This window comes from Candidatus Sodalis pierantonius str. SOPE (genome assembly GCF_000517405.1).
Lineage (GTDB): Bacteria > Pseudomonadota > Gammaproteobacteria > Enterobacterales > Enterobacteriaceae > Sodalis_C > Sodalis_C pierantonii.
Genome location: NZ_CP006568.1, coordinates 4,117,720 through 4,140,708 on the forward strand (window position 1 = coordinate 4,117,720; position 22,989 = coordinate 4,140,708).

A 22,989-nucleotide genomic window follows, 5' to 3' on the forward strand; every position below is an offset into this window, starting at 1 on the left:
ATGGCTAATCTGGCCGCGCTGCTGCGCTTACCTACCAATATGAACGCCGGTCAGTGGCAAATCCTGACGGGACCGGTGTTGATCCTGATGATCTTGTCGATGATGGTTCTGGCGCTGAGGGCGTTCATCCTTAGATCTGCTGTTTACCTTCAATATTGCGCTGTCGATCATTGTGCTGCGGGTGGCGATGTTTACCCGCCGCACGCTGGATTTTGCCGCTTTTCCCAGCCTGCTGCTGTTTTCCACCCTGTTGCTCCTGTCGCTGAACGTTGCCTTCACGCGCATTATCCTGCTACAGAGCCATACCGGCGCCGATGCGGCGGGAAGGGTCGTTGAGGCTTTCGGCCATTTCCTGGTCGGCGGCAATTTCGCCATCGGTATCGTGGTGTTCATTATTCTGGTGGTGATCAATTTCACGGTCATTACCAAGGGGGCGGGGCGTATTGCTGAAGTGGGCGCACGCTTTGTGCTCGACGGTATGCCCGGCAAGCAAATGGCCATCGACGCGGATCTCAATGCCGGTCTTATCGGTGAGGACGAGGCGAAAAGCCGCCGCCGCGAGGTGACCCAGGAAGCCGACTTCTATGGTTCCATGGACGGCGCCAGCAAGTTTGTGCGCGGCGATGCCATTGCCGGCATTTTGATTATGGTCATCAACATCGTCGGCGGCCTGATGGTCGGACAGTTGCAGCATAATATGGCGCTGGGCCAGGCCGCGCAAAGCTATACCCTGTTGACCATCGGCGACGGCCTGGTGGCGCAAATTCCGGCGCTGGTGATCTCGACCGCCGCCGGCGTGATCGTGACCCGCGTCGGTACCCATCAGGATGTCGGCCAGCAAATGGTCGATCAGCTGTTCAATAAACCGCAGGTGATGCTGCTCGCCGCCGGCGTGCTGGGGCTGTTGGGGCTGGTGCCCGGGATGCCCAACCTGGTGTTTTTGTTGTTTACCGCGCTGTTGCTCGGCTTGGCCTGGTGGCTCAAAGGCCGGCTGGACGCGCCGGCGCCGGCGGCCGCTCCGGTGGCCCGACGCGAGGACAGCCCGCAGCTGACGGAAGCCAGCTGGCGCGACGTGCAACTGAAAGATCCGCAGGGCATAGAGGTGGGCTACCGGTTAATTCCGATGGTGGACGCGCTGCAAAACGGCGAATTGCTCGGTCGCATTCGCAGTATCCGCAAGAAATTCGCCCAGGAAATGGGTTTTCTGCCGCCGGTGGTGCATATTCGCGATAATCTGGAAATGCAGCCGGCGGCGTATCGCATTCTGCTTAAGGGCGTGGAAATCGGCCGCGGCGAAGCGTTTCCCGGCCGCTGGATGGCGATCAATCCCGGCAATGCGGAAGGCGCCTTGGTCGGCGATGTGACCCGCCACCCGGCCTTCGGCCTGCCGGCGTTGTGGATTGATAGTGCTTTGAAAGAGCGGGCGCAGATTCAGGGCTATACCGTGGTGGAAGCCAGCAGCGTGGTGGCGACCCATCTGAACCACCTGATTGGCAAATACGCCAGCGATCTGCTGGGTCGGCAGGAAACGCAGCAACTGCTGGAACGCGTCACGCAGGAGATGCCCAAGTTGACCGAGGACTTTATCCCGGCCACCCTGCAGCTCACGCAGTTCCAAAAAGTACTGCGCAACCTGCTGGCGGAAAATATCCCCATTCGCGACATGCGCACCATTATCGAAGTGCTGATTGAACATGCGCCGGTGAAAAAAGACGCCGCCGATCTGACCCAAGTGGTTCGCGTCGCGCTGGGCCGCGCCATTACCCAACACTATTTCCAGGACAGCGAAGAAATCCAGGTGATCGGTCTGGACGTCACGCTGGAACGCGTGTTGCTACAGGCGCTGCAAAATGGCGGCGGGATGGAGCCGGGTATGGCGGACAGGCTGCTGGCGCAGGCGCAGTCCGCGGTGCAGCGTCAGGAGAGCCTGAACGCGCCGCTGGTGTTAATGGTAGCGCTGCCGCAGTTGGCGGTGCTTTCCACGCAGGAAATTAGCGATGAACGGCGTTTACGCATGACCGCCGTGATTGGCGGTCTAGAATAATGGGCTTGCGGCGTTGGGCGCCCGGGCCGATGTGGTGGCTCATAGGGCTGCTGGCGATAGCGCCCGCGGCGCGGGCGGCGGACGGCGCCTGGCAGGGTAACGGCACGCAACTGATACTCAGCCAGCGCGGCAGCAGCGTCGCCAGTCCGGCCCTGCGCCCGCAAAATTTACTCCCGGCGGGTGCCGTGGTGACCTCTATCAACATCAACTGGCATATTGAGAGCGAGCGACCGTTGCCGTCGGGTGTGCGGCTGGCGATATGCCTGGGAGAACAGTGTTTCTTTCCCGATGGATTGGCGGGCCTTAACCTGGCGTTGGCGGGGCAGCCCGCCGGAAATCCGGCGACGCTTAGGCTGAAATGGCCGGGACGCGGGGCGGTCGTGCCGCCGGTGCGCCTGCTTCTCTATCGGGTATTGATAAACTATCGAAGTCCCGGGTCCCGTGCGCCGGCCGGCGACGCGGCCCGCTGAATGTCGCACTGAGTCGAAGGTGGGACCAAGGGATAACGTAACGGTGCAGTAGACGCCTACGGCGCCTGGCGTCGCGACCCGCTGCGTGCCGTTACACGCTGAATTTGGGACCGAGCAGCGCCTGCGCGCTGGCATGCCCGGTGGGGTCGTACATTCCGCTCAAGCTGCGCTGCTCGCTCATGGTGGACAAGCCGCGCTGATTCAACTTGAGATGCACATCCAGCAGCAGCCCGTTACGCTGGTTGCGTTGTTGCAGCGCGCGGGTGTGTTTCAGGATAATTTCCCAGTTGGCCTGAAGACCGGCATCGCTTTCATAGGGCGCCTGCAATCCCGTCTCCTGCTCCAGCAATTGGCGCTAATGATTCATGTGTTGCAGCGTGCTGAGCTGCTCATCTTTGGTTTCGGTGGTACGGTGCAAAAGCGGCGCATTGACCTGGCCGGCGCTTAACAACTGCTGCTCTTGGGCAAGGGTCGCCTCCAATTTGATCAGCAATTCGGCCATGGCGGCCAGCAGTGTTTCCAACGTCTTCATGGCTTATTCATCCAACATCGATTGCGCCTGGCTAATCAGCACATCGGCGATTTTACCGCTATCCATGGTGAGGGAGCCGTCACGGATGGCGTCTTTGATACGCTCGACCTTGGTGACATCGATATCCTGAGCGTCTTGTTTTTGCAACTGATCCAGCGTGTCGCTCAGGCTAACGGTGCTTTTATTCTCTTGATTGTCGGCGTTGGCGGTAGTCTTGCTTTTCTGTGCCTGAACGGTATTGCCGTCGATATTTTGCAGCGGTGCCAGGGATTGAACAGGACGGCTACTCTCAATACTCATACAAGCCTCGCTTACGTTGAGTTCGGTGATTGAAACGGCGCTATTATCCAACTATCGGCCCCGGGCGCGAAAACTTTAATCATTTATAATACGACGCGCACCTGTCCGGCGGTGGTGACCGTGCCGCTGGCCTGTTGGCCGGAATCCATTTTTACCTTGATAGCGTCGTTGCCCAGCGCTTTGCCCGCGCTGTGCAGCGCGAACCCGTCGCCGCCGGCGATGACGGTTACCCTTTGTCCCGAGCGGATGAGCCAGGCGCGCCGCAGCATGGCGGCGGTCAGCGGCTGACCGCTGCCGATAATGCGCTCGCTGACGCTGGCCGCACTCCGATCGCGCAATGGCGGTACCGGCAGCAGATCCAACCGGCCGGTGCGCCAGTCGATGCCGTCATCGGTAAGTGTCTGGCGCGCCGCAATGGGCCGCGCCGCCACCAAATAGCGGTCGGTCACCTGCACCACAACCTGGAGGTAACGCGTCTGGCCGCCGCATACCATGCGTAGACTGAGATTGCCCATCACGCGGGTACGCGAAGGCAGGGAAAAAAGCGGCTCCGCGCAGGTTAGCCGCCGTTCGGCGGGCGTCACCACCTGCACACGCAGCGACAGCGGCGCCGGACTAAACTGGCGCTGCATAAACGCCGTCAGTCGCGCGGTCAACGCATCTTCGGCGGCGGCCTGTGTGGCGCAGAGCAATAGCACGCCGGCTGAGTCGTCGCGCCGCCTGGCGAATGAAACCGCACCGCGCCATCGCACCAGGTCGGCAGAGGGGGAATGGACGCCGTGCCGTAGGGCGTACCGCCGCGTTGTCCTGCGTCGTTCTGACCTTGCGCGCCGGCGCCTGACGTCATGTTCATTGTCACTCATGCCTCATTGTTGTCTGCGTGGTCAGCGGGCATCAGGCGTCTGTCTCAAGATGCATTCCTGTTGGCGCCTGGCGGCGGTCTGCTCGCGCCAGACCGGGTGTTTCTGGCTTCCGGCTGGCTATCAATCTCAAGACGGCTTGTTTTTGGCGGGGGCTTTCGGTTTCTGGCGCCGTCGCCGTCACTCGCGTTTTAACCTCGCTGCCGTTATCGCTGTGGCTATTATCGCCTCTATTACTGCCTTCGCCGCCGCTATCGTCGTTGCCGCCAGCGACCGCTATCACGGGGAAATAGTTTACCTTGCCCCCACAGGCCAATGGTGAAAATAGCCCTCCTTTTCGTCCTTATTCGGGCGATGGGCCAGGTAGCATTAAGCATAAGCTGTGCCTCATAAATAATTAGCCTTAAAATATTGAATCTGCATGCTTGATAGGCTCGATGACCTGATGCGGTTTCAGCAAGAAGCCCTCAATTTACGCGCGCAGCGCCAGAACATCATCGCTGCCAACATCGCCAATGCCGATACCCCAAGCTATCAGGCGCGCGATATCGATTTCTCGGCGGAATTATCCAAAGCGTTGACGCAGGGGCGGGCCAGCGGCGAGACATTATCGCTGACCACCACCTCCAGCCGCCATATTGCCGCGGCCAGTACCACTGAACCCGCAACCGAGCTTCTGTACCGCATTCCCGATCAGCCGGCGATGGACGGCAACACGGTCAACATGGACAGGGAGCGTACGACTTTTGCGGATAACAGCCTGCAATATCAAACCGGCCTGACCCTGCTGAGCGGTCAGATAAAAGGCATGAATACCGTATTACAGGGGCAATAAGCCATGGGGATGACCTCAATTTTCGCCATCGCCGGTTCCGCGCTCAATGCGCAGTCCGAGCGCATGAACGTGGCCGCCAGCAATCTGGCCAACGCCGACAGCGTCTCCGGCCCTGACGGCCAGCCCTACCGGGCCAAACAGGTGGCGGTGGCGGCGGGGCAGGTCATAGGCAGCGTTCAGGTCAGCGATGTTCTCGAGTCGACGCAGCCGGATAAATTGGTGTATCAGCCGGGGAATCCGCTGGAGGATGACAAGGGTTATGTCCGCATGCCCAATGTCAATGTGGTGAATGAAATGGTGGACAGCATGTCCGCGTCGCGCAGCTATCAGGCCAATATCGAAGTGCTGAATACCGCCAAAACATTGATGCAAAAAACGCTGACGCTCGGTCAGTAACGGGAGACCGCAATGAGTGTAGCCGTAACGTTAAATGAAACTGCCTCCAGCGCCAGCGTCGCGAGCACCACGTCCAGTAGCGGAAGTGAAAGCAGCGCGGATTTACAGAATAACTTTCTGACCCTGCTGGTGGCGCAGTTGCGTAATCAGGATCCCACCAATCCGCTGGACAACGCCGAACTGACCACCCAACTGGCGCAGATCAGCACCCTGAGCGGCATTGAAAACCTTAATACCACCTTGGGATCGATCTCCGGCCAGCTCACAACCAGCCAAAATTTGCAGGCCACCACCCTGGTAGGGCACGGCGTGATGATCGACGGCAACACCATCCTGGTCGGCAGCGACAGCTCCACCACGCCCTTTGGCGTTGAGCTGGACGCCGCGGCCAGCGATGTGGTGGTCACCATTCAGGATGCCAGCGGTAACACGGTGAAAACCGTCAACCTGGGCAGCCAGACCGCCGGCGCGCACGCTTACAGCTGGGACGGCACCGACGATAGCGGCGCCGCGGTGGCGGAGGGCTCCTATACCTTTACCGTCAGCAGCAGTAGCACTACCGCCACGGCGCTGAAATACGCCGAGGTGTATGGCGTGAGCAACAACGACGGCATCACGCAGCTCAATCTGGGCCTGTCGGGGAATGTCACCCTCGATAAGATCAAACAGATTATTTAACGACTAATCAGGGCGCGCAGGCGATGCCGCGGCCACACCCACAGGAGAGCATCAATGGGTTTTTCACAGGCGGTCAGCGGGTTAAACGCCGTATCAAGCAATCTGGACGTCATCGGCAACAACATCGCCAACGCCGAAACCAGCGGCTTCAAATCCGGCTCGGTCTCGTTTGCCGATGTGTTCTCCAGCTCGAAAGTGGGGCTGGGGGGTGAAAGTGGCCTCCGTGACCCAGAATTTCAATGACGGGACGGTGAGCACCACCGATAACGGCCTCGACGTCGCCATTTCCGACAACGGCTTCTTCCGCCTGGTGGACGGCAGCGGCGCCGTTTATTACTCGCGCAACGGCGAATTTTCCCTCAACGCGGATCGTCAGTTGGTCAACAGCAGCGGCTATGTGGTGACGGGCTACGCCGCCAGCGGCAACCCTGCCACCATCCAACAGGGCGCCGACCCGGTAGCCCTGACGATACCCAGCCAGGGGCTGTCCGCCAGCGCCACCACCAGCGGCTCGATGGTGATGAGCCTGACCTCCAGCGCGACGTCGGTCGGCACCACCGCTTTCGACCCCGACGATAGCAGCACCTACAGTTTTTCCCAGCCGTTGACGACCTATGACAGCCTGGGCAACCCCCACAACGTCAGTCTGTATTTCGCCAAAACCGAGGATAACACCTGGGAAGTCTACAGCGTAGACAACAGCAACGGCGATGGCACCGTCAATGACGTCGGCACGCTTAATTTTGACACGAACGGGCAGTTGACCGGCACCGATACGTTTTCCATCAATATGGCCGCGCTGAACGGCGCGCCGGCGCAGACCTTCAACCTCTCCTTTGAAGGTACCCGGCAGCAATATGCCAGCAGCAGCGTAAGCAGCCAGACGCAAGACGGCTACAGCGCCGGCGATCTGACCAGTTATACCATCAATGACGACGGGACCATTTCCGGCACCTACTCCAACGGTAAAACCCAGCTCCTGGGCCAGATCGTGCTGGCGAATTTCGCCAACCCGCAGGGGTTGCAGTCCGACGGCAACAACCTGTGGTCCGCGACCTCGGGCCAGGCCATCGTCGGCCCCGCCGGTAGCGGCACGTTGACCAGCGGCGCGCTGGAGTCGTCCAACGTCGACCTCAGCCAGGAACTGGTGAATATGATCGTCGCCCAGCGTAATTATCAATCCAACGCGCAGACGATCAAAACCCAGGATGCGATTTTGCAAACGCTGGTCAGCCTGCGCTAACCGTAACGGGATAATCCTATGGATCACGCCATCTATACCGCCATGGGCGCAGCCGCGGCGTCGCTGGATCAGCAGGCGGTGATTGCTAACAATCTCGCTAATGCGTCCACCACGGGGTTTCGTGCCCAGCTGTCCGCCGCGCGCGGTGCCGGTGGAGGGGGAATCGCTGCCGACCCGCACCCTGAGCGTGGCTTCGACGCCGGGCGCGCTGATGACGCCAGGGCCGATTGAGACCACCGGCCGATCGCTTGATGTCGCGCTCGGCGGCGATGGATTCCTGGCGGTACAACTGCCCGACGGTCAGGAGGCCTATACCCGCAATGGCAATATACAGCAGGACGCCGACGGCCAATTGACGGTACAGGGCTATCCGCTGATGGGGCAGAACGGCCGGCTGGTGGTGCCGACGCAGGCTTCCCTCACCATCGGCGACGACGGTACCGTCTCGGCGCTGGGCGATAGCGATGCGTTAAATACCGTCGGACCGGTGGGGCAACTGAAACGCGTCACTGCCGAGGCTGGCACGCTGGTGCGCGGCGATGACGGCCTGTTCCACCTCAACGATGACGCGCAGGGCGCGCAGGCGCCGCTGCCGAATGACAATGCCGTCAGCGTTATGTCCGGCATGCTGGAAGGCAGCAATGTCAATACGGCCGAAACGCTGGTGGATATGATTGGCACCGCCCGCCGGTTTGAAATGCAAATGAAGAGGTGATAGCCAGCGTGGATCAGAATGCCCAGCAGGCCAATCAACTCTTATCCCTCAGCTAATTGCAGGAGAGCCAACGGATGATCCGTTCTCTGTGGATTGCCAAAACCGGTCTGGATGCCCAGCAGACCAATATGGATGTGATATCGAACAACCTGGCCAACGTCAGCACCAACGGCTTTAAGCGCCAGCGCGCGGTGTTTGAGGATTTACTGTATCAAACCGTCCGCCAGCCGGGCGCGCAATCGTCGGAGCAGACCACGCTGCCCTCGGGGCTGCAACTGGGCACCGGGGTGCGTACCGTCAGCACCGAGCGGTTGCATAGCCAGGGCAACCTGGAGCAGACCGACAACAGCAAGGACGTGGCCATTAACGGTAAAGGTTTTTTCCAGGTGCAAATGCCGGACGGCTCGACCGCCTACACCCGCGATGGCTCGTTTCAGGTCGATCAAAACGGCCAGATGGTGACTTCCAGTGGTTACCCGATTCAACCGGCTATCACCATTCCCGACAACGCGCTTACCGTGACCATCGCCCGCGACGGCGTGGTGAGCGTCACGGTACAGAGGCAAGCCAACTCCACGCAGGTGGGGCAGTTGACGTTGAGCAACTTTATCAACGAAGCGGGTCTGCAAAGTCTGGGGGAGAATCTCTATCAAGAGACCGACTGTTCGGGCGCGCCCAACGAGTCCACTCCCGGGCAAAACGGCGCGGGCGCCAGCGCCAGCGGCAGCCGGGTGCAAATCAATCAGCTGTCGGGAGGACGGATAAACAATGGCGCGGTGATTGAGCGGGAATTACCCAGCACCTTCGACCACAGTCCGCTGTTATCGCTGCAGCTCAAGACGGAAAACTTCAGTTTGTCCCAGCGCATCAGCGACGCCATTAATCGCTTTAACGGCATGGGCGTCGCCCGGGCGCTGGATGCCCGCACCGTCGAAGTCAGCCTAACGGCCGACAACAGCGCGCAGGTTCGTTTTCTGGCGCAAATCCAGGATATCGATATCGCCGTCGGCCAGATGGATGCCAAGGTGATCATCAACTCACGCACCGGTTCGGTCGTGATGAATAGGAATGTCACCCTGGATAATTGCGCGGTGGCGCAGGGCAATCTTTCCGTGGTGGTGGACAGCCAACTAAACGTAAGTCAGCCGGATACCCCCTTTACCAACGGCAATACCGTGGTCACGCCGCAGACCCAGATTTCCGTGCGGCAAAACGGCGGATCGCTGCAAAAAGTCGAATCCAGCGCCAGCCTCAATAATGTTATCCGCGCGATGAACGCCCTGGGCGCGACGCCGAACGATCTGATGTCGATCCTGCAAGCGATGAAAAGCGCCGGCTGCCTGCAGGCCGAACTGGAGATTATCTGATGCCGCTGATGCAGAGCATGGATCTTTCCCCCGCCTATGACGCCAATGCGCTGAATAAACTGCATCAGCAGGCGGCGGCTCAATCGCCGCAGGCCCTGAAAGCGGTGGCGAAACAGGTCGAGGGCCTGTTCGTACAGATGATGCTGAAAAGCATGCGCGATGCGCTGCCCCAGGAGGGGCTGCTGGATAGCCACCAAACGCAGCTCTACACCAGCCTGTACGATCAGCAGATAGCCCAGCAGCTCTCCGCCAAAGGGCTGTGCTGGCGGATATGATGGTGAAGCAACTGAGCCCCGCCCAGGGGGGGCGGCTACGCCGGACGGCACGACTACCGCCCAGGGCGGACTGCCCGCGCTGGCCCCCGGCGCTGGCGCCTATATGCCCCCCGCGCTGCTGGGGGAAATGCTGCGGCGCGGCAAGACGAGGAGGCGACGCCCGCGGCAACGGTATCTGCCGGCGGCGGCAGCTTCACCGACCGGCTCGCTATTCCGGCGATGATCGCCGGCGCCCGCAGCGGCATATCCCATCATTTAATTTTGGCGCAGGCGGCTCTGGAATCCGGCTGGGGTAAGCGTGAAATCCCCACCGCCGACGGCAAACCCAGCCATAACCTGTTCGAGATTAAGGCCACCAGCGATTGGCAGGGCGCATCGACCACCGTAATGATCACGGAATACGAAAACGGCCAGGCGGTGAAAGTTCCCCAACGTTTCAAAGTGTACGACTCTTATTTGGCGGTGATTGAAGATTATATTCAATTGCTCACCCGCTTTGTTGAATAAATCCGAAATTTGTGACGACTTCCTCCCTATCAGGGCGATTGTTACATGATGCGGACGCTGTTTGGCATTCCTAACAGCGTGATCCGGTTAAGCGCTTTGACCATTGCCATAACCTCACCTACCTGCGCGTCATAGTCATGCAGACTCAGATGACCACCCAGAAGTGTTTTAAACCGGAACATGGCCGTTTCAGTCAGTGAACGCCGGTGATAACCTACTTTCTTTTTCCAGGTATCGTTATTGCCGCTCAGATGCTGATTTGCCACCGCATGGTTACGCTCATGGTATCGAGCTGGCCAATATTGCGCACCACTTCGCGGTGGGATAAGCGGCTTTATTTTTTTCCTCAGCAAAGCATCATGACAGTAACGCGTATCGTAAGCACTGTCAGCCGACGCTTCCCTGATTTTCCGGTGGGTTTGGTTAATCAGCCCGGGCAGCGCCTGCGCATCTATCGTACCGCTTAGCGATAAATCGGCACAGATAATTTCATGTGTCGCGCTATCTACTGCCAGATGAAGCTTGCGCCATACTCTGCGCCTCTCAGCCCCATGCTGCCTGACTTTCCATTCGCCTTCGCCGAAGATTTTCAGGCCGGTGCCATCGATGACCAGGTGTGAGATTTCGCCGCGGGTTGGCGTTTTTATGCTGATGTCGACGGTTTTTGCTCGCCGGCTGACCAGAGAGTAATCTGGGCAGCGCAGCGACAGCCCCATCAGTTTAAAAATCGCGTCAACGAAACCCTGTAACGCCCGGAGCGAAAGGTTAAACACGCGCTTTATCATCAGAACCGTGGTAATGGCCATATCGGTGTAGTGAAGCGGCCGGCCACGATGTTCAGGTGGTGTACTCTCAGTCCATGCAGCAATGGCTGACTCATCAAGCCATACTGTCATGTCCCCCCGCTGCCTGAGCGCATTGTTGTATGCGGGCCAGTTGGTGATTTTAAACTTTTGCTTTGCCATGGGGACCTGATGTTGAAACGAATGTAGTGATCAGAGCCGCCAGTCACCTAAAAGTTCGATTTATTCAACAAAGCCTTGCTCACCACCAATCCCCGCTATCGCGAGGTGGTGAACGCCAAACATCCCGAAGAGGGGGCCTATGCGTTACAGCGCGCCGGCTACGCCACCGATCCCGGCTACGGGGAAAAATTGGTACAGATTATCGGCCAATTGAAAGATACCGCCCACCGGGCGGTAAAAGCCTATACCCATGATTTAAGCTCACTGTTTTAATAACGCCCGGCGAATTCTTTTTTTTACGCGCTCTAAAGTTTAGCCCCTTAGCGCCGTTATTTTTTAATTGCCGTAATGATTCGCCGGTTTTTTTTATTCATATACCCGGAATAAAGGAAATGACATGTCCAGCCTATTATACAATATCGCTTCCTCCGGATTAAAAGCCGCGCAGATAGCGTTGGCCACGACCTCAAACAATATCAGTAACGCCTATGTCGACGGCTATAATTTGCAGCGGGTGACGCTGAGCGAGGCTCAGCAAAGCGGGGCGCTGGGAAACGGCGTCACCGTCACCACCGGCATCATCCGCGCCTATGACTCGCTGGTGGTAGGGCAGCTACGCGCGGCGTCCACTTCCGCCGCCGCGGCCAGCACCTATTCGGATAATATCAGCCAGATTGATAACCTGCTGTCCGATTCGGATACGGACTTATCCACCCAGATGAGCACCTTTTTCGCCTCGCTACAGGCGTTGTCCTCGGCCGCCAGCGATAGCGCGGCGCGTCAGACGGTGATCGGCAGCGGACAGAATCTGGTTAGCCAGTTCAGTAGCCTGGACAATACTCTACGCGATATGGATAGCGCCATCGATAGCCAGCTCTCCGCCACCGCCGATCAAATCAACACCTACGCGAAACAGATTGCCACTCTTAATGCCCAGATAGCCCGTCAGGGCACCGGTTCAGAGTCCAATGCGCTGCTGGATCAGCGCGACCAACTGGTCAACTCGCTCAATCAATTGGTTGGCGTCAATGTGACGGTGCAAGACGACAGCACCCTCAGCCTGACTATCGGTAGCGGCCTAACCCTGGTGCAGGGCAGCAGCGCCTATTCATTAGCGGTGGTGCCGTCCTCGGCCGATGCGTCGCAAATGGCGCTGGCCTACGATCGCGGCAATGGCACTCTGAGCGAGATCGACCCTGCGACGCTCACGGGCGGCAGCCTGGGCGGTATGCTGAGCTTTCGCGATGGCGCGTTGGCCGACGCCCGCAATCAGCTGGGGCAAATCGCGCTGGCGTTCGCCGACAGCTTCAACCAACAGCATCAGGCCGGGGTAGATCTGAATGGCGATGCCGGCGGCGATTTTTTCACCCTCGGCAGTCCAACGATAGTGAGCAACACCCGCAATAGCGGCAGCGCGGTGCTGAGCGTGGCGTTTACCGACAGTACGGCGGCCAAAGCCAGCGACTACATGGCCAAATATACCGCGGACGGCTGGCAAATTACCCGCAATAGCGATGGCGCCAGCGTGGCCTATACCCCCGCGACCGACGAGAGCGGCGCCACCGTTTTGAGCTTCGAGGGCTTGAGCCTTTCTGTGAGCGGTACCCCGAGCGTCAACGACAGTTATCAATTAAAAACGGTGTCTAACGTTATTCAGGGCCTGAGCGTTGCCATCACCGATCCTGCCCTTATCGCCGCGGGGCAGGCGGACGACGAGAGCGGCGACGGCGATAACCGCAATGCCGAAGCGCTGCTGGCATTGCAAAACACCAAACTGGTGGGCGGTAGCGCCACCCTGTCGACCGCCTATGCGTCGTTGGTCAGTAAAGTCGGCACCCAGACCAGCAATGCCAAGATTACCGCCGAAACCCAGGCCAGCATGGTAAGCCAGCTGACCGAAAAGCAGCAGTCGATTTCCGACGTTAATTTGGATGAGGAGTATGTGGATCTGCAGCGCTATCAGCAGTACTACCAGGCTAATTCCAAGGTCATGACTACCGCCGGTACCATTTTCGACGCTTTATTATCGGCGCTTGGCTAACGCCATCGCTGCCCGTTTGTCGTGCCGTAAGGGGAAACCACCATGCGCCTGAGCACCAGTATGATTTACCAGCGTAATTTAGACGCTATCAGCGAGTCCTACAGCAAATGGGAGAATACTGGGCAGCAGTTGGCGACCGGCAAACGGGTCAATGTGCCCTCCGACGATCCTATCGCCGCGTCTCAGGCTATCAAACTGGGCCAAAGCCAGGCCCTCAATAGCCAATACAGCGCGGCGCGCACCAGCGCCACCAACAGTCTGTCGGCGGAAACCACGGTGCTGGAGCAGGTCACCGACGTCATTCAAAGCGCCCAGACGCTGCTGGTGCAGGCGGGCGACGGTACCTTGAGCGATCAGGACCGGCAGTCGCTGGCGACCCAGCTTCAGTCGTATAAAGATCAGCTATTGAACCTGGCCAATAGCCAGGACGGTAACGGCAACTACCTGTTTGCTGGGTATAAAACCAATAGCGCGCCCTTTGTCGAAGCGGAGGACGGCAGCGTCAGTTACAGCGGCGGCGGCCAGGCTATGACCCAGCAGGTCGACGCCAGCCGCAGCATGACCGTCGGCGATACCGGTTCGGCGGTGTTCATGAGCCTTACGGCCGGCTATACCACCGAGCCGGACGGCGGCGACAGCGAAAGCAATATTTTCAATACGTTGGATATCGCCCTTAAGGCGCTGACCACGCCCCAGCAGGATGCCGACAGCACCGTCACCGTTGACTACACCGCCGCCATCGGTAAAGCCAGCCGCGGTCTGTCCAATTCGCTGGATAATGTGCTGGCGGTGCAAAGTTCGGTGGGCAGCAAGCTTAACGAGCTGGACAATTTGGACAGCCTCGGCACCAGCCGCAACACGCTTATCAGCGATAATATTAGCGCGCTGGTGGACGTGGACTGGTATCAAGCGATCTCCGACTACAGCCAGCAACAGGTTGCGCTGCAGGCCGCCTACAGCACGTTTACCGCCATGCAATCGATGTCGTTATTTAGCCAGTAACCGGCTAGATCCTCAGCGGGCCATGCCGCTGAGGATCTCCGACAGCAGATCGAACACTTCTCCCATCATCTTCTCCCAAGACGGCGCCAGCAGCGGCAGTAACAGGCTGAAGGTCGCTTTGTTGAATAAATCCGAAATTTGTGACGACTTCCTCCCTATCAGGGCGATTGTTACATGATGCGGACGCTGTTTGGCATTCCTAACAGTGTGATCCGGTTAAGTGCTTTAACCATTGCCATTGCCTCACCTACCTGCGCGTCATAGTCATGCAGACTCAGATGACCACCCAGAAGTGTTTTAAACCGGAACATGGCCGTTTCAGCCAGTGAACGCCGGTGATAACCTACTTTCTTTTTCCAGGTATCGTTATTGCCGCTCAGATGCTGATTTGCCACCGCATGGTTACGCTCATGGTATCGAGCTGGCCAATATTGCGCACCACTTCGCGGTGGGATAAGCGGCTTTATTTTTTTCCTCAGCAGAGCATCATGACAGTAACGCGTATCGTAAGCACTGTCAGCCGACGCTTCCCTGATTTTCCGGTGGGTTTGGTTAATCAGCCCGGGCAGCGCCTGCGCATCTGTCGTACCGCTTAGCGATAAATCGGCACAGATAATTTCATGTGTCACGCTATCTACTGCCAGATGAAGCTTGCGCCATACTCTGCGCCTCTCAGCCCCATGCTGCCTGACTTTCCATTCGCCTTCGCCGAAGACTTTCAGGCCGGTGCCATCGATGACCAGGTGTGAGATTTCGCCGCGGGTTGGCGTTTTTATGCTGATGTCGACGGTTTTTGCTCGCCGGCTGACCAGAGAGTAATCTGGGCAGCGCAGCGACAGCCCCATCAGTTTAAAAATCGAGTCAACGAAACCCTGTAACGCCCGGAGCGAAAGGTTAAACACGCGCTTTATCATCAGAACCGTGGTAATGGCCATATCGGTGTAGTGAAGCGGCCGGCCACGATGTTCAGGTGGTGTACGGCTTTGTTGAATAAATCGAACTTTTAGGTGACTGGCGGCTCTGATCACTACATTCGTTTCAACATCAGGTCCCCATGGCAAAGCAAAAGTTTAAAATCACCAACTGGCCCGCATACAACAATGCGCTCAGGCAGCGGGGGGACATGACAGTATGGCTTGATGAGTCAGCCATTGCTGCATGGACTGAGAGTACACCACCTGAACATCGTGGCCGGCCGCTTCACTACACCGATATGGCCATTACCACGGTTCTGATGATAAAGCGCGTGTTTAACCTTTCGCTCCGGGCGTTACAGGGTTTCGTTGACTCGATTTTTAAACTGATGGGGCTGTCGCTGCGCTGCCCAGATTACTCTCTGGTCAGCCGGCGAGCAAAAACCGTCGACATCAGCATAAAAACGCCAACCCGCGGCGAAATCTCACACCTGGTCATCGATGGCACCGGCCTGAAAGTCTTCGGCGAAGGCGAATGGAAAGTCAGGCAGCATGGGGCTGAGAGGCGCAGAGTATGGCGCAAGCTTCATCTGGCAGTAGATAGCGTGACACATGAAATTATCTGTGCCGATTTATCGCTAAGCGGTACGACAGATGCGCAGGCGCTGCCCGGGCTGATTAACCAAACCCACCGGAAAATCAGGGAAGCGTCGGCTGACAGTGCTTACGATACGCGTTACTGTCATGATGCTCTGCTGAGGAAAAAAATAAAGCCGCTTATCCCACCGCGAAGTGGTGCGCAATATTGGCCAGCTCGATACCATGAGCATAACCATGCGGTGGCAAATCAGCATCTGAGCGGCAATAACGATACCTGGAAAAAGAAAGTAGGTTATCACCGGCGTTCACTGGCTGAAACGGCCATGTTCCGGTTTAAAACACTTCTGGGTGGTCATCTGAGTCTGCATGACTATGACGCGCAGGTAGGTGAGGCAATGGCAATGGTTAAAGCACTTAACCGGATCACACTGTTAGGAATGCCAAACAGCGTCCGCATCATGTAACAATCGCCCTGATAGGGAGGAAGTCGTCACAAATTTCGGATTTATTCAACAAAGCAGCTGAAGGTCAAAATTCCCACCGTCAGCGTCAGGGAGAAGCCGATAACGAACACCGTCAATTGCGTGGTGATGCGGTTTAGCAATCCCAAGGCAATATTCAGCGTCATTAACATGCAGATAAGCGGCAGCGCCAGCATCATCCCGTTCAAAAAAATAACGCCGCCGGCGCGGGCCAGCGCCATAAACGCATTGGGATTCAGCGGCTGGTTATCCAACGGCAGGGTGTGAAAGCTGTCCGCCAGCAGCGACAATAGCCATAAATGACCGTTGAGGCTGATAAACACCAGCAGGGCAAGCAGGTTAAGCAGCCGCGCCAGCAGCGGGGTATTCAGCCCGCTGGCGGGGTCGAAGAAGGTCGCGAAAGAGAGCCTCATTTGCAGGCCGATGACCTCACCGGCCATGCGCACGGCGGCGAAGGTCAACTGCATCGTCAGGCCGAGGGTGGTGCCTATCAGGATTTGCTTGAGGGCGAGCCAAAAGCCGGCCAACGAAAACAACGGCGTGTCGACGGCGGGGAGCGAGGGGGCGATAAGCAGGGCGATCAGAATGCCCAGTCCCAGCTTTATCGGCGCGAGAATCGATTTTTCGCTGAACAGCGGGGCGGTACTGATAAGCGCCAGAATCCGCAGCAGCGGCCAAAACAATGACGGCAGCAGAACCGCGAGCTGGCCGCTATCCAGAGGCAGCACGTTAGCCCGCCATGAGCGGCAGATTGGTCAATAGGGCGCGCATGTAGTCTAAAATAAGATTTAGCATCCAGGGGCCGGCGAGGGTGATGGTGGCTACCACCGCCAGAATTTTCGGGATAAACGAGAGTGTCATTTCGTTGACCTGGGTCGCGGCCTGCAGCAAGCTGATGATAAGCCCGCTAAACAGCGCCGCCAACAGCAATGGCGCCGCCAGCGCGATTAACATGCCCTCAATGGCCGAGGGCCATTACGGATTCTGGTGTCATGGGTACCGCCTGTAAAGGAACTAGCTATAAAAACTTTGCGCCAGCGAACTGATCAACAGTTGCCAGCCATCCACCAACACGAAAAGCATTATTTTGAACAGTAGTGAGATAGTCGCCGGCGGTACCATCATCATCCCCAGCGCCATGAGCACCGAGGCCACCACCAAATCGATAATCAAAAACGGAATAAACAGCGTAAAACCTATCTGGAAGGCCGTTTTCAGTTCGCTGGTGACATAGGCCGGCAGCAGAATGCACATCGGTACCGCCTCCGGCCCCTCCAGGGGCGGCACATTGGCCAGGCGGGCGAACAATCCCAGATCCGCTTCCCGCGTCTGGCGCAGCATAAAGGCGCGCAACGGTTGCGATCCTCGTTCCAGCGCGGTCTGCATCGAAATTTTGTTCTCGCTCAGCGGCAGATAAGCGTCGGTGTAAATGGAATCTAATACCGGCGACATGACAAAAAAGGTTAAAAACAGCGCCAGGCCCAGCAGCACCTGATCAGGGGGCGCCGAGGGAGCGCCGATGGCGCTGCGCAACAGCCCAGCACAATGATGATGCGGGTGAAACTGGTCATCATTAACAGCGCCGCCGGAATAAAGGTCAGCGAGGTGAGGAACACCAACGTTTGCACCGGCAACGACCAGTTCTGACCGCCGCCGGGCAGCGGCTGGCTGATAATACCGGGCAATTGCGCGCAGCAGGCTGGTGCAAACAACAGCAAAAGCGCGGCGGCGCATGCGGGGCAGAAGCCGCCTGTTATTCCCCGACAGCGTATCATGCGTTACCGCTCCGCTGGCGAATTTGACGCAATAACCGCTGGCGAAAATCCTCCGGCACGGGGCCACTATCGCCCCGTTCAGGCTGCGCGGGGGCGGGCAAGGTATGTAGCGTAGTAATGTGCTGCGGCGTGATCCCCAGCACCAGCCAGGTTTCCTCGACCTGCATAATCACCACCTTTTCCCGCGCGCCGATGCTACAGCTGGCCCGGACCATCAGCCGATTGCCGCCGCGCCCGGCCGGCGTCAGCCGCATGGTTTTCAGCAGCCAGCCGCCAATGACGATAAGCAGCAGGATACCGAGCAGCGCGCCGCCAACCTGGGTGAGCGCGCGTCTGGGCGGCGGATGCGGCGGCGCCATTGCCGGCCACCGTGCTAGCGTGGTCGGTGGTGGTCGGTGAAGAGTCGCGTAACGGGGAAGCGATCATTTACCGGCTAAGCCTGCGCATCCGCTCGGACGGCGTGATGATGTCGGTGATGCGAACGCCGTATTTGTCCGCTACCACCACCACCACTTCGCCTTGAGCGATAAGATAACCGTTGATAAGAATATCCAGCGGTTCCCCCGCCAGACCGTCCAGCGCGACTACCGAGCCTTGCGATAGGCGCAGCAGCTCTTTGATGGTCATTTTGGTGCGCCCCAACTCCACGGTCATCTTGACCGGGATATCCATTATCAAATCAATATCCTGCAGCGGGCCGCTACCGCCTTCTCCCGCCAGCGGCGAGAAAATACCGTCGGTGGATGCCGCCTGCTTCCGATCACCACCCTGCTGTGCAAGCGCTTCAGCCCACAGATCGTCCGCGGAAGGGTTCTCATCGGCAGACGGTTTAGTCGGCTCAGTCATTGGGCGATTCCTCATTCTGGGAGTTCAATACGGGATTAATCAGTTGGTCGACGCAGAGCGCGTACTGGCCGGTGAGCACCGGCACGCCATCTACATAGGCGGTGATATGCTCGGGTTTTTCGATGGTTAGCACATCCCCCGGCGCCAGTTTTAAAATTTCCGATAGCCGCAGCGTCACGTCGGTAAAATTCGCCACGAGCTCCAGTTCAGAGTGCTGGACCTGACGCACCAGGTTTTCACGCCAGCTCTGATCTTCCAGGCGCGAGTTTTCCAGCGGCGGGTTGGCCAGCAATTCCCGCAGAGGTTCGATCATAGAAAACGGAATACAGATATAAAATTCCCCCACCAGCGATCCGATTTCCACATGGAAGGGGGTCGTCACCACGATATCGTTAGGCGACGAGGTGATATTGGTAAATTTTACCTGCATTTCAGCGCGCACGTATTCGATAGTGAGCTGGTAGATGGCCTGCCATGCCTCCTGATACCCTTCCAGCGCCAGGCGCAGCATGCGGCGGATAATGTGCTGTTCGGTATGGGTAAACTCCCGGCCTTCCACCCGGATGGGGAAACGGCCGTCGCCGCCAAACAGGTTATCCACCGCAATAAAGACCAGGCTTGGGGAAAACACAAACAGCGCGGTACCGCGCAGCGGCTTCAGGTGAATAAGGTTCAAGTTGGTTGGCACCGGCAAATTGCGGGCAAACTCATGGTAAGGTTGGATCTGAATGGCGCCGACGGTGATGTCAGGGCTGCGGCGCAACAGGTTGAACAGCCCCATGCGGAAGTGGCGGGCGAAGCGCTCGTTGATGATTTCCAACGCCTGCAATCGTTCGCGCACCACTCGCCGCTGAGTATAAGGATCGTAAGGTTTGATCTCCGGCTCGGCGCCGGGGCTGGCCGGTTGTTCCACGATATCGTCGCCGTTGAGCAACGCATCGATTTCCGCCTGCGATAAGATACTGTCTGCCATAGCGGTTAGCGCAGAATAAAAGCGGTAAACAGCACGTCGTCCACCACCTGCGGCGGTTGGCCGGCAACCAGCGGTTCGGCCAGAGTTTGCTTTATCTTGTCAATAAGCCTTTGTTTGCCCTGCGGGCAGGCCAGCTCGCTGGCCTGCTGACGCGACAGCAATAGCAATAGCCGACTGCGCACCAGCGGCAGATAATCATTGAATGTCTTGCGCGTCTCTTCATTGGGCAGCCGCAGCGTCAGTCTGACATACAGCACCCGGTCCAAATCGTTATCGGGATTGGCGACGTTGACGGTAAAGGTTTCCAGTACCATAAAAACCGGCGCGGGGGACGGCGCCAGGGAGATCGCCGCCGGCTGCGTCGCGGCGGTGCGCAGCTGCCACCAGAAATAGCCCGCCGCGCTACAGGCGGCAAGGAGAATTATCACCAACAGAGCGAACCAGGGGGCGGAAGTGCGGGCGATGGGACGCGCGGATTCAGACATGACGTGACGATTTCCCTTGAGCATGATGAGAGGTACCAGGCCGCGCCTGATAAGCCAATCGGTTAATTGCCACCAATTATGCCGCCATTTCTCGCCATCAATGGCCGGAATAGAAGAGGTAATTCACGCTTATTTCCACGCGGTGATTAGATATAGGTGTTAATCCGGCCGTTGCTGATGGCGGTCGCCTCCTGAGCGGTATGCCCCTGCGTCGCGCTATCCTCAACCGTGCTGAACGCTCGCGGCTGACCGCCGGAATACGCTTGGCCGCCGACGCTGCTTTGCCCGAGCTGGATCCCGCTTTCCGCCAGCGCCGAGCGCAAATGGGGCAGCGCGGCCTGTAAGGTATCTCGCACCTGGGCGTGATCCGACACCATATGGATTTGCAGTTGATTGTCCTGGATATGCAAGGAGATCTGCAGCGAACCGAGATCGGCGGGGTGCAGGCGCAGTTCGGCGTTGCTCTGATTATTGCGGGCGAACATCACCAACTGCTGACCCAGCGCCTGTTGCCATTCATCGCTGCCCAACTGTGCGGCAATCATCGCCGACGCGGCGTCAGAGCCGGTGCTCAGCGGCCGCGGGCTGAAATTGTCGGCGCGGCCATCGTGTCCGATGCCGCGGCTTTGGTCAGCGTTTTTTTGCCGTGGCCGTCGCTTATCGTCTGATCATCAAGGTTGTCGACGGTTGCCGCCGTATCGCGGTCGGTCAGGCCGTCCTCTGGCGCGTTCACCTTCACCGATGGCGGCCGTTTACCGGCGCCTTGACCGACCATCCTGGCCGGCATGCGCGGCGGCCCCCTGCGGCTGCGTGGCGTTAGTGACTTTGCCCTGCAGGACGGCGGTAAAATTCAGACTGTCCGCGTCGGCCTGTTGGGACGCGCCGGTGTTGCCCGCTGGGTGAACGGCGGCGACATCGGTCAAGGTAGGTAAGGTCATCATAAGATCCCCGGTGCCCCATGGGCTCGCCGTTAAGAGTTATTCCGCCGTGCGTCGGCTGCGCGGCGGGCGAATTCATCCATTTTTTTCTGATCCAGACGGTTTTCCCGCACCTGCGCCGCCTGCTCCTGACGGGAATGTAATGTACTTAAGGCATTCAACCGTTGCTGCTTATCCTGCCAAAGCGCAATCGCCTGCTGCACTTTTTCCTTCCATTGGTTCAGCGTGTAGCGGTGCTGCGCAATAGCGGTTTCCAGCGTCAAAATGAATTGTTGAAAGTTTTCATAATCGCCGGAGACCATGCCGCGGGCCAGTCCGGATTGCAGCTTCTGCCGATATTCCAGCTCGTACGCCAGTAATTGATCCAGCCTGGCCGCGGCGAACAGGGCCTGTAACTGCTGCCGGGCATCGTCATAACCGCACGCCTGATGCATCCCCTGCTGCAAAAAACCTTCGATCGCGGGATAGAGCGCGATCGCTTGATCCAGCAGGGGATCGCTGCCGGGGGCATAAGCGCCGACGCTTATCAAATCGCGGTTGCGCTGGTAGCGCGATAGCCGCTGTTTCAGTTGGCGCATCTGGTGTTCATGTTCCGGTGTTACCAGCGCGGTCATGACTCGGCTGATAGACGACTCGATATCGATCGCGGGATAGTGGCCGCTTTCCGCCAAACTCCGCGACAGCACAATATAGCCATCCAGGATCGCCCGCGCGGCGTCGGCAATGGGATCCTACTGATCGTCCCCTTCGGTGAGCACGGTAAAGCGGTAATCGAGCCGCCGATGCCGTTGCCGGCGCGTTCCACCAGGGCAGGCAGTCGGGCGAACACCGACGGGGGATACCCTTTGGTGGCGGGTGGTTCGCCGATAGCCAGCGCGATCTCCCGCTGCGCCATGGCGTAACGGGTCAGCGAGTCCATGATAAGCAACACGTGCTGACCGCGATCACGGAAATCCTCGGCGATGCGGGTGGCGTAAGCGGCGCCCTACATGCGCAGCAGAGGCGAGACATCCGCCAGCGCGGCAATCACCACCGAACGTGCCAGCCCCTCGCTGCCCAGAATATTTTCGATAAAATCTTTTACTTCGCGACCGCGCTCGCCGATGAGCCCGACCACGATGACATCGGCGTGCGTATAGCGGGCCATCATGCCGAGCAGTACGCTTTTACCGACCCCGGAGCCGGCGAACAGCCCGATGCGCTGGCCCCGGCCGATGGTCAGCATGCCGTTGATGGCGCGAACGCCGACATCCAGCACGTCGGTAATGGGGTACGCTGCAGGGGATTACAAGGTTTGGTGATAAGCGGCGCGCGCTAGGGTGTTGGGGGCGGGCAGGCCGTCCAGCGGTCTGGCGCGGCTGTCCAGCACCCGGCCCAGCAGCGCTTGGCCGAGAGGCAATTGCTTGCTGTGGTTCGCCTCGTGGCCGGCGGCAACCACCTCGGCGCCCGGCACAATGCCTTCCACCTCTTCAAGGGGCATCAAAAACAGTCTGTTGCCGTTAAAGCCGACCACCTCGCACTCCACCTCGGCGTTATCATCGCCGCCGGTCCGCGCCACCCGGCAAGCGGTGCCTAACGGCAGTTGCAAACCGCTTGCCTCCATGACCAGTCCGGTAGCGCGCGTCAGACGGCCGCAGCGCCTTACCCGCGGGACCGGCGTCAGCCGTTGCTCCAGCGCATCCAGCGCGCCGAGCCAACGTTTGAGCCGCCCGGTCATCTAGAGCACCTCCGGCGCGGCCAGCCGGC

At 58.7% G+C, this 22,989-nt stretch carries 22 protein-coding genes and 9 pseudogenes; 14 read left to right on the forward strand and 17 right to left on the reverse strand.

All coding sequences use genetic code 11. From position 1 onward, the window contains the following. A pseudogene (gene flhA / locus SOPEG_RS20385) lies at positions 1-2,044 on the forward strand (flagellar biosynthesis protein FlhA). Beyond that, positions 2,044-2,514 carry a flagellar protein FlhE gene (locus SOPEG_RS20390; protein ID WP_025246714.1) on the forward strand — a complete coding sequence of 157 codons (471 nt, stop codon included), beginning with the start codon at positions 2,044-2,046 and terminating at the stop codon, positions 2,512-2,514. The pseudogene flhA and the gene SOPEG_RS20390 overlap by 1 nt, the downstream one beginning before the upstream one ends. A 91-nt stretch (positions 2,515-2,605) precedes the next feature. On the opposite strand, the gene flgN is transcribed toward SOPEG_RS20390, so the two are convergent. The 4 genes from flgN to flgA form a co-directional block, all read right to left on the reverse strand. Next, on the reverse strand, positions 2,606-2,863 hold the full coding sequence (gene flgN, locus SOPEG_RS26810; RefSeq protein WP_051419952.1) for a flagellar export chaperone FlgN: 258 nt from the start codon (positions 2,861-2,863) through the stop codon (positions 2,606-2,608). A 6-nt stretch (positions 2,864-2,869) separates the two neighbouring features. Beyond that, the gene (locus SOPEG_RS28450) at positions 2,870-3,037 is read right to left on the reverse strand and encodes a hypothetical protein (protein WP_158382503.1); all 168 of its coding nucleotides are present in this window, start codon (positions 3,035-3,037) and stop codon (positions 2,870-2,872) included. 12 nt (positions 3,038-3,049) lie between these two features. Further along, positions 3,050-3,346, reverse strand: coding sequence for a flagellar biosynthesis anti-sigma factor FlgM (gene flgM, locus SOPEG_RS20400; protein WP_025246715.1), 297 nt, complete (start codon positions 3,344-3,346; stop codon positions 3,050-3,052). An 83-nt stretch (positions 3,347-3,429) separates the two neighbouring features. Then, positions 3,430-4,038: a flagellar basal body P-ring formation chaperone FlgA gene (flgA, locus tag SOPEG_RS20405; RefSeq protein WP_025246716.1), complete on the reverse strand. Its 609-nt coding sequence runs from the start codon at positions 4,036-4,038 to the stop codon at positions 3,430-3,432. 589 nt (positions 4,039-4,627) lie between these two features. Between flgA and flgB the strand changes: the two genes are divergently transcribed. The 8 genes and pseudogenes from flgB to SOPEG_RS23530 all read left to right on the forward strand — a co-directional run bounded on the left by flgB (position 4,628) and on the right by SOPEG_RS23530 (position 10,222). Then, positions 4,628-5,041: a flagellar basal body rod protein FlgB gene (gene flgB / locus SOPEG_RS20415; RefSeq protein WP_025246718.1), complete on the forward strand. Its 414-nt coding sequence runs from the start codon at positions 4,628-4,630 to the stop codon at positions 5,039-5,041. Positions 5,042-5,044: 3 nt separating this feature from the next. After that, positions 5,045-5,437, forward strand: coding sequence for a flagellar basal body rod protein FlgC (flgC, locus tag SOPEG_RS20420; RefSeq protein WP_025246719.1), 393 nt, complete (start codon positions 5,045-5,047; stop codon positions 5,435-5,437). 12 nt (positions 5,438-5,449) lie between these two features. Beyond that, complete coding sequence (locus SOPEG_RS20425) at positions 5,450-6,115, forward strand: flagellar hook assembly protein FlgD (RefSeq protein WP_025246720.1); 666 nt, start codon at positions 5,450-5,452, stop codon at positions 6,113-6,115. Positions 6,116-6,169: 54 nt separating this feature from the next. After that, positions 6,170-7,358: pseudogene (gene flgE, locus SOPEG_RS20430) on the forward strand (flagellar hook protein FlgE). An 18-nt stretch (positions 7,359-7,376) separates the two neighbouring features. Beyond that, a pseudogene (locus SOPEG_RS20435) lies at positions 7,377-8,129 on the forward strand (flagellar basal body rod protein FlgF). Positions 8,130-8,147: 18 nt separating this feature from the next. Beyond that, positions 8,148-9,440 carry a flagellar basal-body rod protein FlgG gene (gene flgG, locus SOPEG_RS31055; protein ID WP_025246721.1) on the forward strand — a complete coding sequence of 431 codons (1,293 nt, stop codon included), beginning with the start codon at positions 8,148-8,150 and terminating at the stop codon, positions 9,438-9,440. Then, complete coding sequence (locus tag SOPEG_RS30100) at positions 9,440-9,715, forward strand: rod-binding protein (protein WP_025246722.1); 276 nt, start codon at positions 9,440-9,442, stop codon at positions 9,713-9,715. Before flgG ends, SOPEG_RS30100 begins: the two co-directional genes overlap by 1 nt. A gap of 219 nt (positions 9,716-9,934) precedes the next feature. Next, positions 9,935-10,222 carry a glucosaminidase domain-containing protein gene (locus SOPEG_RS23530; protein WP_025246723.1) on the forward strand — a complete coding sequence of 96 codons (288 nt, stop codon included), beginning with the start codon at positions 9,935-9,937 and terminating at the stop codon, positions 10,220-10,222. A gap of 41 nt (positions 10,223-10,263) precedes the next feature. On the opposite strand, the gene SOPEG_RS20450 is transcribed toward SOPEG_RS23530, so the two are convergent. Next, the gene (locus SOPEG_RS20450; protein ID WP_025246724.1) at positions 10,264-11,187 is read right to left on the reverse strand and encodes an IS5-like element ISSoEn1 family transposase; all 924 of its coding nucleotides are present in this window, start codon (positions 11,185-11,187) and stop codon (positions 10,264-10,266) included. A 75-nt stretch (positions 11,188-11,262) separates the two neighbouring features. Between SOPEG_RS20450 and SOPEG_RS20455 the strand changes: the two are divergent. The 3 genes and pseudogenes from SOPEG_RS20455 to flgL all read left to right on the forward strand — a co-directional run. Further along, a pseudogene (locus SOPEG_RS20455) lies at positions 11,263-11,460 on the forward strand (glucosaminidase domain-containing protein); the annotation flags it as partial. A 124-nt stretch (positions 11,461-11,584) separates the two neighbouring features. Next, the gene (gene flgK, locus SOPEG_RS20460; protein WP_025246726.1) at positions 11,585-13,228 is read left to right on the forward strand and encodes a flagellar hook-associated protein FlgK; all 1,644 of its coding nucleotides are present in this window, start codon (positions 11,585-11,587) and stop codon (positions 13,226-13,228) included. Between the two features lie 42 nt (positions 13,229-13,270). Continuing rightward, positions 13,271-14,230 carry a flagellar hook-associated protein FlgL gene (gene flgL / locus SOPEG_RS20465; protein WP_025246727.1) on the forward strand — a complete coding sequence of 320 codons (960 nt, stop codon included), beginning with the start codon at positions 13,271-13,273 and terminating at the stop codon, positions 14,228-14,230. Positions 14,231-14,400: 170 nt separating this feature from the next. Here flgL and SOPEG_RS20470 read toward each other — a convergent pair. Then, a pseudogene (locus SOPEG_RS20470) lies at positions 14,401-15,201 on the reverse strand (IS5-like element ISSoEn1 family transposase); the annotation flags it as partial. Positions 15,202-15,284: 83 nt separating this feature from the next. Here SOPEG_RS20470 and SOPEG_RS20475 point away from each other — a divergent pair. Beyond that, positions 15,285-16,208 carry an IS5-like element ISSoEn1 family transposase gene (locus SOPEG_RS20475; RefSeq protein WP_025246729.1) on the forward strand — a complete coding sequence of 308 codons (924 nt, stop codon included), beginning with the start codon at positions 15,285-15,287 and terminating at the stop codon, positions 16,206-16,208. Positions 16,209-16,249: 41 nt separating this feature from the next. On the opposite strand, the gene fliR is transcribed toward SOPEG_RS20475, so the two are convergent. The 11 genes and pseudogenes from fliR to fliI all read right to left on the reverse strand — a co-directional run. Beyond that, positions 16,250-16,954, reverse strand: a complete 705-nt coding sequence (gene fliR / locus SOPEG_RS20480; RefSeq protein WP_025246730.1) for a flagellar biosynthetic protein FliR — start codon at positions 16,952-16,954, stop codon at positions 16,250-16,252. A 1-nt stretch (position 16,955) separates the two neighbouring features. Continuing rightward, positions 16,956-17,220, reverse strand: a pseudogene (fliQ, locus tag SOPEG_RS20485) (flagellar biosynthesis protein FliQ). A 20-nt stretch (positions 17,221-17,240) separates the two neighbouring features. Continuing rightward, positions 17,241-18,001 (reverse strand): annotated as a pseudogene (gene fliP / locus SOPEG_RS20490) (flagellar type III secretion system pore protein FliP). After that, positions 17,998-18,360, reverse strand: coding sequence for a flagellar biosynthetic protein FliO (fliO, locus tag SOPEG_RS20495; protein WP_025246731.1), 363 nt, complete (start codon positions 18,358-18,360; stop codon positions 17,998-18,000). Before fliO ends, fliP begins: the two are co-directional and overlap by 4 nt. Positions 18,361-18,427: 67 nt before the next feature. Next, positions 18,428-18,847, reverse strand: coding sequence for a flagellar motor switch protein FliN (fliN, locus tag SOPEG_RS20500; protein ID WP_025246732.1), 420 nt, complete (start codon positions 18,845-18,847; stop codon positions 18,428-18,430). After that, positions 18,840-19,820: a flagellar motor switch protein FliM gene (fliM, locus tag SOPEG_RS20505; protein WP_025246733.1), complete on the reverse strand. Its 981-nt coding sequence runs from the start codon at positions 19,818-19,820 to the stop codon at positions 18,840-18,842. Before fliM ends, fliN begins: the two co-directional genes overlap by 8 nt. A 5-nt stretch (positions 19,821-19,825) precedes the next feature. Further along, positions 19,826-20,305 (reverse strand): flagellar basal body-associated protein FliL, encoded by a 480-nt coding sequence (gene fliL, locus SOPEG_RS20510; RefSeq protein WP_025246734.1) that lies wholly within the window; start codon positions 20,303-20,305, stop codon positions 19,826-19,828. Positions 20,306-20,559: 254 nt separating this feature from the next. After that, positions 20,560-20,850 (reverse strand): annotated as a pseudogene (locus SOPEG_RS20515) (flagellar hook-length control protein FliK); the annotation flags it as partial. Between the two features lie 26 nt (positions 20,851-20,876). After that, on the reverse strand, positions 20,877-21,092 hold the full coding sequence (locus SOPEG_RS20520) for a hypothetical protein (protein WP_038469152.1): 216 nt from the start codon (positions 21,090-21,092) through the stop codon (positions 20,877-20,879). 183 nt (positions 21,093-21,275) lie between these two features. Next, the gene (fliJ, locus tag SOPEG_RS30105; protein WP_236851849.1) at positions 21,276-21,629 is read right to left on the reverse strand and encodes a flagellar export protein FliJ; all 354 of its coding nucleotides are present in this window, start codon (positions 21,627-21,629) and stop codon (positions 21,276-21,278) included. Next, positions 21,615-22,960, reverse strand: a pseudogene (gene fliI / locus SOPEG_RS20530) (flagellar protein export ATPase FliI); the annotation flags it as partial. The gene fliJ and the pseudogene fliI, both read right to left, overlap by 15 nt. Positions 22,961-22,989: the final 29 nt, after the last annotated feature.